Raw genomic sequence first — 15,805 nt, 5'->3', positions numbered from 1 at the left:
TCATGCTCGGCAGAATTGGAATGCGGTGCGCCATCATGGCGGCACTGACCCTGGCAACGGCTTCCGGCGCGTTCGCCGCGGACGATGGCGTCTGGTCGGTCAGCAAGGCCACCGGCGAGGTCTGGGTCGCGACCGATGGTGCGCAACAGGTCTCACTGAACCAGGAAGAGACCCTCAAGCCCGGCAATACCATTCGCACCGGACGCAATGGCCGGGTGCTGCTCGTCCGCGGTGAGGAGACGATCCTGATCTCGCCCAATTCCGTTGTCGGCTTGCCTGCCGAGAAGAAGGACGGGCTTTCGACCACCATCATCCAGCAGGCGGGTTCGATCCTGCTCGAAGTCGAGAAGCGCAACGTCAAGCATTTCGAGGTCGAGACGCCCTATCTCGCCGCCGTGGTCAAGGGAACGCAGTTCAGCGTCACGGTCGGGGCGGGCAGCACCAAGGTCGGCGTGCTGCGCGGCCAGGTCGAGGTTTCCGACTTCAAGACCGGACAGATCGCGCAAGTCATGCCGGGACAAGCGGCCACCGCCTTCGAGCATGGTAAGCCCGGCCTCAGCCTGAGCGGCACCGGCACCTTCAATCCGATCGAGCATGGCAAGCCGCGCGCCTCGACGATCGAGCGAATTCCAGTCCCAAAATCGGGATTGTCGGCGCTGCGCAACGCGGCGAATGGTCATGCCATCCATGCGCTCGGTCCGATCGACAAGGGGACCAAGGCAGCCGGCACGTCGATGCAATCGCATCAGGCGGGCGGAGGTCAGGCACCGAAGACCGGCGTCGTGCGCATCTCGAGCTCGCTCGGCGAGGTCAAGCTGAATGTCCACAAGGTCACGAATGGCCTCGCCCATGGCGCGGTGGCAACGGGGCGCGTGCGCAATGCGAACGCCAGCACCGGTATCAGCACAGCTACGGTGTGGAGCGAAAGCTCGACGAACACCACCACCACAGCCTCCAACAGCTCCACCGTGACAGCGGTCGTCGCGAGCAGCAGCGCATCAACGGCCAGCGCCGCCTCGACGTCGTCGGGTGCGACGACGACTGTTGCGACCACCGCCGGGTCGAGCAGCGATGTGTCCACCGGAACTTCCGGAACCGGAAGCAGTGGGACCGGTGCGACCGGCAACGGAAGCGGCGGCACCGGCAACAATGGCAACAACGGAAATGGCCACAACGGCCACCATTACGGCTGGTACTGGGGCAGAGGCCATCATTAGAACCGTACAGTCGGCATAGGGGGAGCACTCGGCGGCAAGCACCGCCGGTGCAGGGGAGCAAAGTGAAACGTTATCGGCCGCATATCCTTGTCGTGATCGCGCTGGCGGTTGTGCTGTCCACGGGGTGGCACGGTGCGCTTCGTAATGCGCTCACCGATGTACGGTTCGCCTGGCAATCGCGTGCGGCCAGCGGCAATGTCGTCGTGGTCGCCATCGACACGCCCTCGATCGACCAGATCGGGGTGTGGCCCTGGCCGCGCCGGCTCCACGCCGAACTGTTGCACAGGCTCGAGGCGGCGGGTGCGCAGGACGTCGCCTTCGACGTCGATTTCAGCACGCCGTCGGATCCGGTCTCCGACGAGGCCTTCGTCAAGGCGCTCCGGGACGTCGGCGGCTCGACGATCCTGCCGTCCTTCAGGCAACCGACGGCAAATGGTGGCGCGGTTCACCTCAATCGCCCACTCAAGCCGTTCAGCAACCAGTCGTGGCCGGCCCTCGTCAATGTCGCGGTCGAATCCGACGGACTGGTTCGTCGTTATCCGTTTGGTGAGAAATTCGGCGACGCCTTGATGCCGTCCATGGCCGTCGTGCTGGCAGGGCAGGACGCCAACCGGCGGCCGCCTTTCCTGATCGACTTCAGTATTCAGGCGGCCTCCATTCCGCGCGTCTCCTATGTCGACGTGATCCGCGGCGATGCTGCAACTCTCGACAAGCTGAGAGACAAGAAGATCATCATCGGCGCCACGGCGCTCGAGCTCGGCGACCGGTTCAGCGTTCCGAATGGCGGCATCGTCTCGGGGCCGGTCCTCCAGGCGCTGGCGACGGAATCGATCCTCCAGAACCGGATGCTGCGCTGGACGTCGGACGTCGGCATGATCCTGGGGCTGAGTGCGATCGGCCTGCTGATGATGTATTCATGGCGCCGCTTCGCGCCGGGATTGCGCGTCGCAGTCCTCATCGCAGCCGGGGCGGCTGTCGAGCTCACCGCAGTCTTCGTGCAGGCAAGATGGCCCCTCGTCATCGACACGTCGCTGTTCCACATCGCGATTATCGCTTACCTGACGGCGATCGCACTGGACGAGATCGACTTCCGTAGTCTCCTGGGACGCATCGCCGAGAGCCGCTTCCATCGCATTGCGATGTCGCTCGGCGACGGTCTCGTCTGCACCGATGCGGACCACCGCATCACGGTCTGGAATCCCGGCGCGAGCGCGATCTTCGGCTACATGCCGGCCGAGATTATCGGCCGCCCGTTCGAAACGCTTTGTGCTGTACCGGCGGACGGCGGCGCGAGGCCGTCCATGAGCGATGCCGCCCGCCAGGCGCTGCTGGTCCCCGGCGGGGCCGTTGTCGTCGAGTTCGAAGGCCGGCGCAAGAATGGTGAGACCTTCCCGGTCGAGGCGAGCTTCTCCGGCTGGCAGGGAACGGACGGCTTCCAGTACGGCGCGATCCTGCGCGACATCTCGGTCCGCAAGCGCGAGGCCGAACGGGTCAGGTATCTGGCCGAACATGATGCGCTGACGGGTCTTGCCAACCGCAACATGCTGCACGCGGGCCTCACCGGTCTGATCACCGCGGCGGAACGGCGGTCTACCGACGTCGCACTGCTCGTGCTCGGGCTCGACGGCTTCCAGCAGATCAACGACATGCTCGGACATTCGGCCGGCGACCTCGTGCTGCGGGCTGTTGCCGAGCGACTTCGTACCAAAGTCGATGGCAAGGTCATCATTGCCCGGCTCAGTGGTGACGAATTCGCCCTCGCGCTCGACTGTGCGGAAGCCGGCGAGCCGATTGCAGAATTCGCCGGCCGGATCGCACGCGCGTTCGAAGCGCCGCTTGCAACAGGCACACGACAGCATCGCGTTCGGATCAGCATCGGCGTTGCCGTCTATCCCGACGGTGGACACACCGCGGACGACCTCCTGAGCAACGGACATCTGGCGCTGAGCCGCGCGAAGGCGACGCGGCGCGGCAGCCATGTGATCTTCGAGAGTGCGATCAGGCAGGAGTTGGAGAACCGGCTGACGCTGGAGAGCGAGTTGGCGCTTGCCGCGGATCGCGGCGAGTTCGAACTGTTCTACCAGCCTCAGGTCCGCCTGATCGACGGCAGCCTGATCGGAGCCGAAGCTCTCATCCGTTGGCGCCATCCCGTGCGCGGCTACGTCTCGCCCGGCGAGTTCATGCCGGTGGTCAATACATCGGCGCTGTCCGAGCGCATCGCGAACTGGGTGATGGAAACCGCCTGTCGGCAGGCGCGTGCGTGGGAATTGTCCGGCAACAGCGTACGCGTTGCGATCAATCTTTCGCCCTCTCAGCTCGACTCCGGCGATCTCGCGCATTCGGTTGCGGCACTGCTCGAGACGACGGGATTGACGCCGTCGCTGCTCGAGCTCGAGGTCACCGAAGATATCCTGCTGCATGACGAAGGCCGCGTGCTCGACATGTTCAAGCGGATCCAGGAGCTCGGCGTCCGCGTCCTGTTCGACGATTTCGGCACCGGTTACGCGAGCCTGAGCTATCTGAAGAAGTTTCCGCTCGACGGGCTCAAGATCGACCGCTCATTTGTGCTCGATCTGCTCAGCGATTCCGACGACGCCGCGATCGTCGGCTCGACCATCGGCCTCAGCAAGCAACTCGGGCTCACGGTCGTTGCCGAAGGCATCGAGAACCGGGCCACGGCCGATTTCCTCGTCAGCATGGGGTGCGCGGAAGGACAGGGGTATTTCTTCGGCCGCCCAATGCCGGCGGAAGCATTTGATCGGCAGTTCCTGGCGACCGAACAGGTTGCGATCAGCGCCGCCTAGTCGGCGCATATCCGGTTAAGCTCGCTAACGCCGGCGCGCCACCGCCACGCCGAACAGGAAAGCCACAAAGAGACTGGCCAAAGGCGCTTCACGTGTGATGGCGGCGACGGTCGCGAGCGGCCGGCCGGGCTTGCGCGCCTCTTCGATCGCCAGGGTGAGGCGGTCGACGGCCGCATGCAGGCCTCCGGCGACTTCGCCGATCGTACGGGATACGTCGGTCGCGGCATCGATGGCGCGCTCAGCCACGCCGGGCTGGGGATTGGGCTGCGGTATCTCCGTGCTCAAGCTTGCGTCCTCCAAACCCGACGAAGCGATGGAGGCCGGTACCTTTGGCTATCCGCGCGAGCGCTCGTTCTGAACAGCGGGTCTCACGACCTTTGGCTATCCGCGACAGGCGCCGTAATTGACGGCGGGCACCGGCCTTGGATTGGCAATTCGGCGCGCGGGGTTTTGTTCCGGCCGGGAGACGGACGATCCCCGTGAAACGACGGATGCGAATCTCTGTTAGGCTGACGGCAGCCTTGCTGATCACAGGAGATCGCCGTGACCGATCGGACCATGACGGATCGAGCCCGGCACATCGCCTTGCTCGGTGCTCCCATCGACATGGGAGCTTCGCAGCGCGGCACCCTGATGGGCCCCGCTGCGCTGCGCACCGCGGGCCTTGCGACAGTGCTCGAGAGCCTGGATCTTGAAGTCGTCGACTACGGCGATCTCTCCGTGGCCGAGGTCGGGGATCTCAGCGATAAACCGCCTGAAAAGGCCAACCACTACCGCGAAATCCAGCGCTGGACGCGCCTGCTGAGCCGCAGAGGCTATGATATCGCGAAAACCGGTGCGCTGCCGATCTTCCTCGGCGGAGATCACACGCTGTCGATGGGTTCGGTCAATGCCATGGCGCGCCACTGGCAGGAGCGCGGACGGGAGTTGTTCGTGCTCTGGCTGGACGCGCATGCCGACTACAATACGCCGGAGACGACGATCACGGCGAACATGCACGGCATGTCGGCGGCGTTTCTGTGTGGCGAACCGGGCCTCGACGGCCTGCTCGGCGATGACCCACGTGCGTCGATCGACCCTGACAGACTCGACCTGTTCGGCGCGCGCTCGATCGACAAGCTCGAAAAGGAGCTGATGCGTTCGCGTCGGATCAGGGTCGTCGACATGCGTCAGATCGATGAATTCGGTGTCGCCGTGCTGATCCGGCGCGTCATCGAACGCGTCAAGGCGTGCAACGGCGTGCTGCATGTCAGCTTCGACGTCGACTTCCTCGACCCCTGCGTAGCGCCGGGCGTCGGCACGACAGTGCCGGGCGGGGCGACCTATCGTGAGGCGCATCTGATCATGGAGTTGCTGCACGATTCCGGCGTGGTGGTATCGGTCGATATCGTCGAGCTCAATCCCTTCCTCGACGAACGTGGCCGGACCGCGCGCACTGCGGTCGAGCTGATCGGCAGCCTGTTCGGTCAGCAGATCACGGATCGGCCCACGCCGAGCAACGCGATCGCTCCGGGCGAGTGAATTGCTGCCGGCGACGCTCGACGCGAAATCCCTGGCCGTCGTGAAGATGCCGAACCGCGACAGATTTGTCGGTGATGCTCGCCCGGATGTGAAACGGTGAGCGGATCAAGTTCCGAAGTTTGGCGCGGAACTTGCATTAGTCGGGCGGGGAACTCTGAGGGGCGCAAGCGAATTAACCTGCGATAGGAAAATAGCGGATCCCTCGATGACGACTGATCGTTTCGCGAACTCCATCTCCACGGCGCTCCGTCATCCCGGCGTGATCGCGCTGATCGTGGCTGGTTTGACGATTGCAGCCATGCTGATCGTCGACCATGGACCGTGGAGCCGCGCCAAGACTCAGCCGGCCCATGTCGCGATGTACGCGACGACGGGGGAAGCTGCACGCGCCGCAGGCGCTGCAGTGCTTCCGACCGAACCAAAGTCGCCGATCGAGCCGGCACGGCCGGGGCCGAAGACATCCCCGACCGTCAATCCGGTGACGCCGTAATCCCCGTCAGCTCTTGCGACCGTAGTTGAGGAGCCCGCCGCTCGTCCTGGGCGGATGGGCACGCAATGCTTCCTCGTTCGGCTCGGTGCCCCAGCCGGGCCGGTCCGGGACGAGAAGATGGCCGTTCTGGATCTCGGGCTCGTGCGTGAAGAGCTCGCGGTCCCAGGAGAGACGATCGATGTCGATCTCCATGATGCGCAGGTTCGGAACGGCGGCGCAGAAATGCGCGTTCATCATCGAGCAGAGATGGCCGTAGAAATTGTGCGGGGCGACGTTGACTTCGAATGCTTCGGCCGCCGTCGCGATCTTCATCGATTGCCACACGCCGTTCCAGGGCGTGTCGATGATCGCGACATCCATCGCCTGCTCGTGCAAATAGGGCAGGAATTCACGCAAACCCAGCAGCGTCTCGCACGACGAGATCGGATGCGGACTTTGCCTGCGGATATAGCCGAGCGCTTGCGGATTGAAGCTGTCAATCTCGATCCAGAACATGTCGAGGTCCGCGATGGCACGCAGGATCTTCAGGTAGCCCTCGGTCTTGGCGTTGAAGTTGCAATCGAGCAGGATGTCGACGTCGGGGCCGGCGCCTTCGCGGATGGCTTCGAGGTGCATGCGCAGGTCGCGCAGGATTTTCCTGTCGACATTGATCTCGGGTGCGAAGGGTGAGCCGAAGCCGGGACGCCATCCGGTCGGCTTGCCATCATCGTAGGAGAAGATGTTGGTCTTGAGCGCGGTGAACTTCTTCTCGCGCACCTCGCGGCCCATCGCCTTGACGCCATCGAGGCTCTCAATCGGCGGCTTGTACCAGGAGGGATGATTGATCCGCCACGTCGCGCAATGCGACCAGTACACCCGGACACGATCGCGGATCTTGCCGCCGAGCAGCTCGTAGCAGGGCACGCCGAGACACTTCGCCTTGGCATCGAGCAGCGCGTTCTCGATCGCCCCGAGCGCCTGCGCCACCACGCCGCCCGCGGCAGGACGGGTGGCTGCAAACAGCTCGGCGTAAATGCGCTCGTGCTGGAAGACGTTCTGCCCGATGACGCGGGCGGACAGGCGCTGGATCGCGGCGCCGACCCCGGGCGAGCCAAAGCCCTCGTCGAACTCGCTCCAGCCAACGATGCCATCCTCGGTCGTCAGCTTCACGAAATGGTAATTTCTCCAGCCGGCATCGCAGGCGAGGATTTCGAGGCTCGTTGCTTTTGACGATCTGGTCATGTTGCTCCCTGCTGCCCGGTCGGGCTTTATTTTTGTGGTGGCGAGGTCGAAAGGGCCGCGCCCTGGTTGCAACTGTTAGGCCAACAACGGACCGGCGTGAAGCCCGCTGCAACGCGCCGGGAGGCGCCTTACGCCCCCACCTCGGCGGGGAGGCCTCTAGATGGCGGCGCTGTCGCAAGGTTAGTCAGCCGATCGCTGACGAGGCGAGCAGCGCGAGAACGGCCAGCGCCATCAGCGCGGTGCCGAGCCAGCCCAGCGCGATCAGCCACGACCGGGCCCTGAAACGGCCCATGATCGTGCGGCTCGAGACGATGAGCATCATCATCGCCATGATCGGCACGGCGACGATGCCGTTGAGCACGGCGCTCCAGACCAGCATGTGTATGGAATCGATGCCGGTGAATCCCAGCCCGAAGCCGATCGCAGTCGCGGCCGCGATGATGGTGTAGAAGCCGATGGCCTCGTCGGGCTTCGCCTCGAGCGTGGCGTGCCAGCGGAAAATCTCCGCAACGCCGTAAGCAGCCGAGCCCGCCAGCACCGGGATCGCGAGCAGGCCCGTGCCGATGATGCCGAGCGCGAACAGGGCAAAGGTGAAATCGCCGGCGAGCGGCCGCAGCGCCTCGGCGGCGTCGGTCGCCGAATTGACGTTGGTGACGCCGTTGGCGTGCAGCACCGACGCCGTGGTGAGGATGATGAAGAAGGCGATGCCATTGGAGAGCAGCATCCCGGCGATGGTGTCGGCCCTGATGCGCGCGAGCTCCGGACTGCCGCCGTGCTTCAGTTCGCGAAGCGGTCTGTCGCGCTTGCCCTGGTTCATCTCCTCGACCTCCTGCGAGGCCTGCCAGAAGAACAGATAGGGGCTGATGGTGGTGCCGAGCACGGCCACCACCATCATGAAATAGCCGGCACTGACGTTCGGCTCCGGCCACACCGCGGCGAGCAGCGCCGTGCTCCAGGGGATCTTCACGGTGAAGGCGGTGGCGACATAGGCAAACAGCGCCAAAGTGAGAAACTTCAGCACCGGTGAATAGCGGCGATAGGGCACGAACACCTGGAGCAGGGTCGAACCGGCCGCGAAGATCAGGGCGTGCTCGTGGTTGAGGCCGCCGATGACGAGGGAGAGCGCCTCGGCCATCGCGGCGATGTCGGCGGCGATGTTGAAGGTGTTCGCGGCGACGAGCATGAAGACGAGCGCCAGCACCGCCCAGCGCGGCGCGACCCGCATCACGTTGGCGGCCAGCCCCTTGCCGGTGACCCGGCCGATCCGCGCGCTGACGAGCTGAATGGCGATCATGAACGGCGTGGTCAAAAACACCGTCCACAACAGCCCGTAACCGAATTGCGCGCCGGCCTGCGAATAGGTGGCGATGCCGGAAGGATCGTCGTCGGCCGCCCCGGTGATGAGACCCGGCCCCAGCCTTTTCAGCAGCGTCGACGTGGATTTCGTCGGGGCGAGGGCGCTGTCGTTCATGAAGGGGTCTCGGTCTTTCCGGCGTGCGGCTTGCGAAGGGGAAGTCCGGAAGAAATGCCGCGGCGGAACAATGGTTCCTGGACCAGGAGAAAGCGGTCGGCGGGACGATTCCGATTAAGCGAAGTCGGATTTGACCCGTCGGGCAAAACAGCTGTATAAGTGCATCATCGCAAGAGCAGTCAGGCGGCGCCGGCCACCGCTCTTTGCCACGCTCTCCCTTTAAGGTTCGCGCCCTGAGCGATCGGTAGCCGTATGGCAAAGGTGTTGTCGATGACGCGGCCGACTAGGCGAAGCCGCTCGCGCAGTTCGACGATCAGATGGCCTAACCGGTCGAGCGCTGGCCGACGTTGACGATCCATTCCCGGGAGATGGCTGCGTCCAAATTCACAACAAATGTTAAGTTGGCTGGCGCGGAGCCGCGCATTGCGCCGTTAACCTACCCGGGTTGCATTTCCGAAATAGGAACCAAACGACGGCTGCCCCGTTGCGCTGCCACTTCGCGGCCCGCTCCCAACGCCGTGCTGCGAGGATGTCATGCCTCAGTCCGGCTTTCCGGGAGTCAAGACAGGGATCACGACCATGCGCCCGTGCGGGCGTGGACGTTGGACGTGAAAAGGGGACGCACTTGGCAGCCGACCTGATTTTTAGAGTCGCCATCATCTCGCTGTTTCTGTTCTCTGCGGTGCTTGCCTCCATGCTCTGGCTGAGCGTGTAAGGAGCGGCTGCTGCAGGGCGACGGCTGCCGGACAGCCCCGCTCAGGAACAGCAGCTCCGTTGCCGCGTTTTCCCGCGGCAAGGAGGATCAGCGCATGGACAGCCTGACGAAGCGCGCGCAGCCGGACCGCAGCAAGATCAACATGCACGAGGCCTTCGAGGTCAAGTACTGGACCCACGCGCTCGGCGTGTCGAAGGAGGAGCTGCAAAGGGCCGTCGACAAGGTCGGCAATTCCGCCGCCGCCGTTCGCAAGGAGCTGGGGGTGACCAACGGGCGCGACGCCGAGACGCGGCCCTTTACTTGACGCTGACGAACATGCCCCAGGCGGCGGCCAGCGCCGCGCCGGTGAAGACGACCACGGGGTTGTCGCAGAACGGGCGGCCATAGCTGCACACGTTCGCGCCGAACTGGCCGAGCTCGTGGTGGCCCGCGGAGTAGAACAGTCCCGACAGCCCCAGCAATGCGGCGGCGACGTAGTACATCGACGGTCTCTCCGAAGCGCTTCGATCCTCGCCCCTCGCGGGCGACATGTCTCAGCTTGGCGCGAAGAGATTTTGTTTCGCCGAATCTGATTTGCCGGATTTGAGTAAATTTGCGCCGGTCCGGCAAAACAGGGACAGTATACACGTGCAACTGGCTGGATTGATTGTTCTAGCGCTGCATCAATGAGAGAAGCCGTTGCCGATCTTGCTGACGCTGTCGCTGGTTCTCGCGCATGATTTCAAGCTCGGCCTCGGCGTTGCTCGGATCTTGATGTTGCCGTTTCAGGTCAACGATCATCGCCTCCTGCTGGGCCAGCCGCCGCTCCCCTTCAATCACCTCACGTTCCAGCTGCCTCAACTGGTCCAAGATGGCATCGTTGAACATCGATCAAACGCCGCGCGGTAGCACAGTTCGAAACGGCCCCAGCACAACCCTAAATGCTGGGGCCGTTGGAGGTTGCCCGGCGAAATGCACCAGGCGGATCAAGCTTAGAGTATTCCCGGATTCTTTTTATGTTCACTTTTGAACAGAGATGCTGCCTATTTTTCCCGATTGGATTCACATAAGCAAATGCAGCCGAACAATCGGTCGGCTCGATTTGTCGCTGATCAAGCAGGCGATTGGAGTGTGATCCTTGACTGACAGTGAGCCGTCACAGAGCAGATTTTTCGTCTGCTGCTGGCTCATAGCGCCCGACGAAACACGCCCGAAACAATCCTGAAACCCGATTGTCCTGAACGCCTTTTCCGCTCGCCCCGACCAACCAAGCGAAAAGGAGATCATCATGATCCAGGTCGGTACGAAGGAAGAAGTCGCGTTTCTGCTGATGCTGTTCGGCACCCACACCCAGCCGGTCAAGCGGCCGAAGCCGAAGTCGCGGCAAGGCTGAGGGCGCACCCATGCCGGGCTTGGCCGAGTGCCAGAGCCTCTTGCGTCTTCTGATCGCAAGGGGCGATCCGAAGGCGATCCCGCAAGCCAAGGGCGCCATCGACGAATATCTGAACACGGCGCCGGTCAGCGCCCGCGGGCGCGGCCTGCGCGTGCTGCAGCGCGACGCGCTCGACCTGCATGTTGGCGCGGTCGGCGTGCAGCGCTCCTTTGCCGAAACAGTGGACGTCTACATCGAGCGGAAGCTCGCGGAGGAGTGAGGCGGCCGGTTGCCTGGGCCCGCGTCTTCGGGCGAGGCCGCGGGGAGCTTTTTCAGCAGGCCGATCCTGCGGCCGAGCTGCCAGACCTCGACGTCGCCCCGGCGCGTGAAACGCTGCGCGAACTCAAGCGCGGACGCATCGGACGCCGCCTCGAAAGCCTCGGCGGACTGAAATATCCCGTTCTCCCCGACGAGATAGGCACGGTATTGCTGCGTCATGTCGGTGCCCGCAGGCCGGGCGAACGAAGCCAGGCTTCGATCTGCATCGCCGTCTCGTCCTGCCGCGCCCTGCGCAGCAGCATCTCGCGCTGGCGTCCGGGCGGCAGCGCGCGCGCCTCGTCGCGCAGGCGTATCGCCTCTTCGGCAAGCCGCTGGTCGAGAGTTCTGGTCTGCTTGAAACGCCGCCGCGTCAGCATGCTCTGCTCCCTTGCTGGAGTGGGGCGGGAGCGCAATTGGCGTTCTCATCACCGATCGTTGCCACGGGCCTTGCGATGATGGGGTGAGGCTAGGCCCCTTTCGACGAGGCGTCGCCATCATTTGATAAGTGCTGCGAAGTCGAATTTGAGCGTCTCTCGAGGCGTGGTTTGCGCTGTTTGAGCCGATTACTCATTCTGCGCCTCGCCGCTGCCGTCGCTGAGCTGGGACGTGGCGCGTCGGTTGGTGGAGGGGGCTTTCGAATATGGTGTGGTTCGGGGGTTTGGCGGTGTGGGACTTGCGCAGATCCTGCAAACCGCTGAGTGCTATGCAGCACCGTACAGGTTGACATTGTTCCTGTTTTGTTCTATTGAGTGAAAATTCAACCTGTAAGCGAGCCGTGATGGTACCACCTCACGCCGCAAAGCTTCCGTGAGGCGGCCGATGAGTAAGTCTTTTCTTGCCCTGGTCATGCTGGAAACACCTGCGACGCCGGACATGATTGCGCTTGCTGAAGCTGTCCGTGCGCGACATCCCGAACTGCCGATGGAGGTAGACGGAGGCGGTGAGAGCGGCATGCGCCAGGACTCTCCGCTGCTACGCTGTGGCAACGAATTCGTTGCAGTTATGTCGATGCCCGCGCCCATTCCAGACGATTCAGGCCTGTGGTCGCGCGCTGCCACAGCATGGCCGGAGGGCAAGGCAGTTGCGGCGCGGCACCGAGGCCATGTGATCGTTTCGGTACTCGGCCAGAACCAGCAACCATTGTCCGCTGCTCGTCTGACGACCGCCGTCATCGGCGCGTTGATTGCGATCATGCCGCAATGCTGTGGCGTGGTCTGGAACGGTAAGGTCGCACGATCGGCCGATCTATGGCTGGATATATCCATGCAATCGTTCGCGCCTTACCCCGACTATCCGTCCTCGCTGTGGATCGACATACTGCCGTTCCGGTCAAAGACCGGCATCGGCGCCGTGACAATGGGTCTGTCGGCATTTGCCGAGCGTGAGATTCAGTTCGAGACCCACAAGCTGACGCTTGCAACCTTGATGTCCAAGGTGGACGGTCTAGCCGTCTATCTGGTTGAGCACGGGCCCGTGGTCAAAGACGGCGATACGTTTGGCCGCGATGAGCGCGAGCGCTTCGCGGTCAGATACAAGAACTCCGATCAGTTCGGTGGCTTGCCCGTGTTCTTCTGCAGCGACGGTTCGGTGCATTAGGCGGCATGATAGAGTGTGATGACGTGATGACGCGCGCCAGGAGCTGCCGATGCGACCAAGTACTGAGCTGATGCGCCGCTGCTGTCGATCTTGAACCCTTATCGTTGATAGAGGATGGGAGTGGAGACTGATTGCGGAGCCGGGTGGAAGCCGCTCGAGATCGCTCGTTTGACACGTCGGGCAAAACACTGGCAGAATGGCACCATCGAGAGTTGACGCCCGCGCCATGCCGCGGGCGTTTCTTTGTTTTGCGGTGATCTTGATTCTCCACCTGGTGTCATCATGGGAATGATGTTCAACGAGGCTCAGTCATGAATGATGAGAAGGCGGTCTCTGCTGCGAGGCGCCCCAGAGCACGAAAGCGCCGCTTCTATGACATGGGCCCCGATTTCAGAATAGGAGGCGGGCCCGGCTTTTGGGTGAAGGACGAGAGCATTCTGCCTCCATACGCCGTATCTCGTCTGCCGGCTTCTACCCCGTGTGTGCCTTACGTGTTTGATAAATCACGCGGCAGTCGGCCATATGACCTGGAGCTCTGTTACAATTGGTGGCTGATTTCGGACCAAACCAAGGCTGTGTTCGAGAGGCTCGACCCGGAGGCTTTTGTATTTGTGCCGTGCGACGTGCGATTACCGCATGGTGGTCGCTTTGATGGGCCAAACTATTGGCTCTGCGATGTCGTCCGCGTCCTCGACGCGCTGGATGAATCGCAATCACGCTTGATCATCGGAATCCGGGACGATGTCCGCTATATCGACCACGGCAAGAAGTACTATGAGCACGTTCCCTTTGGCAAACTGGTCTTCAGGGAAGCCGCGATCGGCAACGCGCGCATTTTCCGCATGGCTTACATGGAAGCGACTGTCATATGCGATCAGGAACTCAAGGATGCATGCAAGTCCGCGGGCCTCAAGAGAATTTGGTTTAAAGACTGCTCAAGAGGCTGACCGGACTTGCTCCTTCGAGAATTAAGTCGGTTCGCTCGCGTACAACGTTGCATTCCATCGGCAGGCAAAGAGGTCCGCACCGCTTCGCTTTAGCAATAAGAGTTGAGACGGAGTGATTTCTGTTAGCAGACAGGACGGGTCGGCGCGCAAGATAGATGGCGCTTGGCACGCCGGCATCTCTCCGAACGATTAGAAAAAGAACTGACAAGGCCGTGCCTTTTGGGCCGGCGGATAGTTTCGCGCTTCATGTGTCGCATCCATGGCGATCTGATCGAGCGCTCCCCAGTACGTCCTAGCATTTCAGAAGCATTGCGATCCGTTTGACAGGCGGGCGGCACTTGTTGCTGCGCCCGTGCTCGCACGCCTCATCCACATACTTCGTCGGCCCACGCTCTAGAGAGAGCCATCTGAGAGGGTGCATGTCTATTCTATTTGACCACCACATTATTCTCAAGCGCTTTAGAGGCCACTACGCGTTTCGCGATATTGACAAGAAAACCTTCGATATAGACTCGCCGGCAAACCGCATCTATTTGCCGGCTGATCCGAAGATTGCCGCGAAACTCAAAGTATCCCCTCATCCGAGTGATCATGTTAATTCGTACGCTCGCACCGTCGGTAAAAAACTCGATAAGATTGCCGAGATCGAAAGTCCAAGCGAACGAGCGGCGGAGATAAGGACTCTCATCGATGCAATGCGCGTCGGCTTCATCAACGGTCATCTCTATACAAATGTGCCCATCGGGAAAACCCAAGAGGAGGTCAACCTCTCAAATGCGAAGGTTCTCGGAGATCATAAAGCCTACCTCGCTCAGTACCCGGATCAACTCAGGGCCATCAGAGATCTCGAGCAAAGAGGAGCGAGTGCCGGTCTGGACCACCTGATCAAATGGTTGCTCTACCTGGATAACCCAGAGAGGCGAAGAGTGTTGGATGAGGAGATTGCCCGCAATCCTGACGTCTACCTGACCGCCGGCAATCGCAACCTGGGCGGAACGCATTGGTCCAAGTTCGAAGTGTTCGATCCCTCAGCGAACATTTTTCGCACACCCGGCTCGGCACCGGCTAACCCGAGCGACTTTCCGCCACTGCCGGGCTACAGCCCACCTTCGCTTGCCGGTCTGAACGAACAGGAAAAGCTCACGCGAACTGATCCGCGTCTCACGAGCGCGCTACCAGTCTTTCCAGCTCCAAGTCCGAATGAGCAGCGGCTGGGACAATTGCCGCCCACTACGGCCGCCCCGACAGACCCGCTTGTCCTCCGATCCGATCCGACGACCGGAACGCCGCTCCCATTCTACGACAATTCGTTGGCCGGCGGGACATCTCCGGCGGATAGTGCTCTTCTCCCTTGGTTGGCAGGAGCGGCTGCGGTCGGTGCAGCGGCTCCCTTCATTCCCGCCTGGCTGCTTGGCATTGGAGGCATCTTAGCGTTTACGCGCGCTGCCAGCGCGCAGGTTAGCCCAGACGGTGCGATGCTGGGTCCTTCCACTTCCGGCGGAGGAGTGTTCTCGACAGGAGCGCCTGCGCACAACACCAACGGCGTTGGGCTTAACGTAGACAACACGGCCAATCGCAGCGGCTCTTCGGCTTCATCGGCGTTCGCGCCGCAGCTAGGCGGAGCTTCCTCGCTTGACTCGGACGCGACCGCCGGCACCTTTGCGGGTCGATTCGGCGAGTGGGCCACCACGCCAGCCGGCACCATGCCTGCGAAAGATCTGCCAGAAGCCGCGCCCACGCCTGCCGCACGATCAGTCGCGCCCGAAGATGTCCGGCGTCTCACCCGTGTGAACGAGGCGAACGCGGGCAGCGTGTTCACATCGGGCAGCGCACCGGTCCCGTATCTGCCTTCCACTGAATTCATCGATCGGTTTGGAAGCTGGACCGTACCGACCGCGGACGGCCGGCCGGCGCAGACCAGCAGGCCGAACGGTGTGTTCGCGGATGAGCCGAGCTATCTTATTCCGCCACCGATCTTCGGAGTAGATGGTCCAGGCAATCCGCGCAATGAAGCTGAGGAGTGGTTCTCGCGCTGGATACGGCCGATGCTTCGGCCGGAGTGAAGTTGGGATTCATGGAGTTCTTCGTATGCCGCGCAAGGTCGATCGTTCGACACGTCGGGCAAAACACTGGCAGAATGGCACCATCGAAAAG

The 15,805-nt window shown here is 62.5% G+C and carries 16 protein-coding genes and 1 pseudogene; 10 read left to right on the top strand and 7 right to left on the bottom strand.

Annotation, left to right across the window (positions count from 1 at the left end):
* Positions 1-2: 2 nt before the first annotated feature.
* Together JQ592_RS17920 and JQ592_RS17915 are read left to right on the top strand one after the other, a co-directional pair.
* Positions 3-1,217, top strand: a complete 1,215-nt coding sequence (locus tag JQ592_RS17920; RefSeq protein WP_211404130.1) for a FecR family protein — start codon at positions 3-5, stop codon at positions 1,215-1,217.
* 62 nt (positions 1,218-1,279) lie between these two features.
* Positions 1,280-4,021, top strand: a complete 2,742-nt coding sequence (locus JQ592_RS17915; RefSeq protein ID WP_211404129.1) for an EAL domain-containing protein — start codon at positions 1,280-1,282, stop codon at positions 4,019-4,021.
* 24 nt (positions 4,022-4,045) lie between these two features.
* Here JQ592_RS17915 and JQ592_RS17910 read toward each other — a convergent pair whose 3' ends face one another.
* Entirely contained in the window at positions 4,046-4,306 is a 261-nt protein-coding gene (locus JQ592_RS17910; RefSeq protein ID WP_211404128.1) for a hypothetical protein, read from the bottom strand.
* A gap of 258 nt (positions 4,307-4,564) precedes the next feature.
* On the opposite strand from JQ592_RS17910, the gene rocF reads away from it, so the two are divergent.
* From rocF to JQ592_RS17900, 3 genes and pseudogenes are all read left to right on the top strand, one after another.
* Positions 4,565-5,542 (top strand): arginase, encoded by a 978-nt coding sequence (gene rocF / locus JQ592_RS17905; RefSeq protein WP_211404127.1) that lies wholly within the window; start codon positions 4,565-4,567, stop codon positions 5,540-5,542.
* 10 nt (positions 5,543-5,552) lie between these two features.
* Positions 5,553-5,642: pseudogene (locus tag JQ592_RS38280) on the top strand (c-type cytochrome); the annotation flags it as partial.
* Positions 5,643-5,747: 105 nt separating this feature from the next.
* A complete protein-coding gene (locus tag JQ592_RS17900; RefSeq protein WP_130364392.1) occupies positions 5,748-6,032 on the top strand; it encodes a hypothetical protein in 285 nt (94 codons plus the stop codon).
* 6 nt (positions 6,033-6,038) lie between these two features.
* Here JQ592_RS17900 and JQ592_RS17895 read toward each other — a convergent pair whose 3' ends face one another.
* Together JQ592_RS17895 and JQ592_RS17890 are read right to left on the bottom strand one after the other, a co-directional pair.
* Positions 6,039-7,253 (bottom strand): mandelate racemase/muconate lactonizing enzyme family protein, encoded by a 1,215-nt coding sequence (locus JQ592_RS17895; RefSeq protein ID WP_211404126.1) that lies wholly within the window; start codon positions 7,251-7,253, stop codon positions 6,039-6,041.
* A gap of 184 nt (positions 7,254-7,437) precedes the next feature.
* A complete protein-coding gene (locus JQ592_RS17890) occupies positions 7,438-8,724 on the bottom strand; it encodes an NRAMP family divalent metal transporter (RefSeq protein WP_211404125.1) in 1,287 nt (428 codons plus the stop codon).
* An 809-nt stretch (positions 8,725-9,533) separates the two neighbouring features.
* On the opposite strand from JQ592_RS17890, the gene JQ592_RS17885 reads away from it, so the two are divergent.
* On the top strand, positions 9,534-9,743 hold the full coding sequence (locus JQ592_RS17885; protein ID WP_211404124.1) for a DUF3606 domain-containing protein: 210 nt from the start codon (positions 9,534-9,536) through the stop codon (positions 9,741-9,743).
* Here the strand turns inward: JQ592_RS17885 and JQ592_RS17880 are convergent.
* A complete protein-coding gene (locus tag JQ592_RS17880) occupies positions 9,736-9,921 on the bottom strand; it encodes a hypothetical protein (protein ID WP_211404123.1) in 186 nt (61 codons plus the stop codon). The genes JQ592_RS17885 and JQ592_RS17880 overlap by 8 nt on opposite strands.
* A gap of 169 nt (positions 9,922-10,090) precedes the next feature.
* Positions 10,091-10,306, bottom strand: coding sequence for a hypothetical protein (locus JQ592_RS17875; RefSeq protein WP_211404122.1), 216 nt, complete (start codon positions 10,304-10,306; stop codon positions 10,091-10,093).
* Positions 10,307-10,821: 515 nt separating this feature from the next.
* On the opposite strand from JQ592_RS17875, the gene JQ592_RS17870 reads away from it, so the two are divergent.
* Positions 10,822-11,070: a hypothetical protein gene (locus tag JQ592_RS17870; RefSeq protein WP_211404121.1), complete on the top strand. Its 249-nt coding sequence runs from the start codon at positions 10,822-10,824 to the stop codon at positions 11,068-11,070.
* On the opposite strand, the gene JQ592_RS17865 is transcribed toward JQ592_RS17870, so the two are convergent.
* Entirely contained in the window at positions 11,040-11,288 is a 249-nt protein-coding gene (locus JQ592_RS17865; protein ID WP_211404120.1) for a hypothetical protein, read from the bottom strand. The genes JQ592_RS17870 and JQ592_RS17865 overlap by 31 nt on opposite strands.
* Positions 11,285-11,485 carry a hypothetical protein gene (locus JQ592_RS17860; protein WP_211404119.1) on the bottom strand — a complete coding sequence of 67 codons (201 nt, stop codon included), beginning with the start codon at positions 11,483-11,485 and terminating at the stop codon, positions 11,285-11,287. The genes JQ592_RS17865 and JQ592_RS17860 overlap by 4 nt, the downstream gene beginning before the upstream one ends.
* Before the next feature lie 442 nt (positions 11,486-11,927).
* Here JQ592_RS17860 and JQ592_RS17855 point away from each other — a divergent pair, with 442 nt between their 5' ends.
* The 3 genes from JQ592_RS17855 to JQ592_RS17845 all read left to right on the top strand — a co-directional run bounded on the left by JQ592_RS17855 (position 11,928) and on the right by JQ592_RS17845 (position 15,714).
* Entirely contained in the window at positions 11,928-12,704 is a 777-nt protein-coding gene (locus JQ592_RS17855) for a DUF4261 domain-containing protein (protein WP_211404118.1), read from the top strand.
* A 311-nt stretch (positions 12,705-13,015) separates the two neighbouring features.
* The gene (locus JQ592_RS17850; protein WP_211404117.1) at positions 13,016-13,651 is read left to right on the top strand and encodes an imm11 family protein; all 636 of its coding nucleotides are present in this window, start codon (positions 13,016-13,018) and stop codon (positions 13,649-13,651) included.
* Between the two features lie 419 nt (positions 13,652-14,070).
* Positions 14,071-15,714, top strand: a complete 1,644-nt coding sequence (locus JQ592_RS17845; protein ID WP_211404116.1) for an AHH domain-containing protein — start codon at positions 14,071-14,073, stop codon at positions 15,712-15,714.
* Positions 15,715-15,805 lie beyond the last annotated feature (91 nt).

This window comes from Bradyrhizobium iriomotense (assembly GCF_018129405.1).
GTDB lineage: Bacteria > Pseudomonadota > Alphaproteobacteria > Rhizobiales > Xanthobacteraceae > Bradyrhizobium > Bradyrhizobium iriomotense_B.
Note: the sequence above shows the minus strand (reverse complement) of the source record. Positions and strands in the feature narration are given on the sequence as shown.

What these genes read in the sequence shown, in the direction of transcription:
- JQ592_RS17885 (WP_211404124.1), top strand. Translation starts at nt 9,534, where the DNA reads ATGGACAGCCTGACGAAGCGCGCGCAGCCGGACCGCAGCAAGATCAAC.
- JQ592_RS17870 (WP_211404121.1), top strand. Translation starts at nt 10,822, where the DNA reads ATGCCGGGCTTGGCCGAGTGCCAGAGCCTCTTGCGTCTTCTGATCGCA.
- JQ592_RS17845 (WP_211404116.1), top strand. Translation starts at nt 14,071, where the DNA reads ATGTCTATTCTATTTGACCACCACATTATTCTCAAGCGCTTTAGAGGC.
- JQ592_RS17860 (WP_211404119.1), bottom strand. Translation starts at nt 11,485, where the DNA reads ATGCTGACGCGGCGGCGTTTCAAGCAGACCAGAACTCTCGACCAGCGG.
- JQ592_RS17920 (WP_211404130.1), top strand. Translation starts at nt 3, where the DNA reads ATGCTCGGCAGAATTGGAATGCGGTGCGCCATCATGGCGGCACTGACC.
- JQ592_RS17855 (WP_211404118.1), top strand. Translation starts at nt 11,928, where the DNA reads ATGAGTAAGTCTTTTCTTGCCCTGGTCATGCTGGAAACACCTGCGACG.
- JQ592_RS17880 (WP_211404123.1), bottom strand. Translation starts at nt 9,921, where the DNA reads ATGTACTACGTCGCCGCCGCATTGCTGGGGCTGTCGGGACTGTTCTAC.
- JQ592_RS17850 (WP_211404117.1), top strand. Translation starts at nt 13,016, where the DNA reads ATGAATGATGAGAAGGCGGTCTCTGCTGCGAGGCGCCCCAGAGCACGA.
- JQ592_RS17900 (WP_130364392.1), top strand. Translation starts at nt 5,748, where the DNA reads ATGACGACTGATCGTTTCGCGAACTCCATCTCCACGGCGCTCCGTCAT.
- JQ592_RS17890 (WP_211404125.1), bottom strand. Translation starts at nt 8,724, where the DNA reads ATGAACGACAGCGCCCTCGCCCCGACGAAATCCACGTCGACGCTGCTG.
- JQ592_RS17895 (WP_211404126.1), bottom strand. Translation starts at nt 7,253, where the DNA reads ATGACCAGATCGTCAAAAGCAACGAGCCTCGAAATCCTCGCCTGCGAT.
- JQ592_RS17865 (WP_211404120.1), bottom strand. Translation starts at nt 11,288, where the DNA reads ATGACGCAGCAATACCGTGCCTATCTCGTCGGGGAGAACGGGATATTT.
- JQ592_RS17875 (WP_211404122.1), bottom strand. Translation starts at nt 10,306, where the DNA reads ATGTTCAACGATGCCATCTTGGACCAGTTGAGGCAGCTGGAACGTGAG.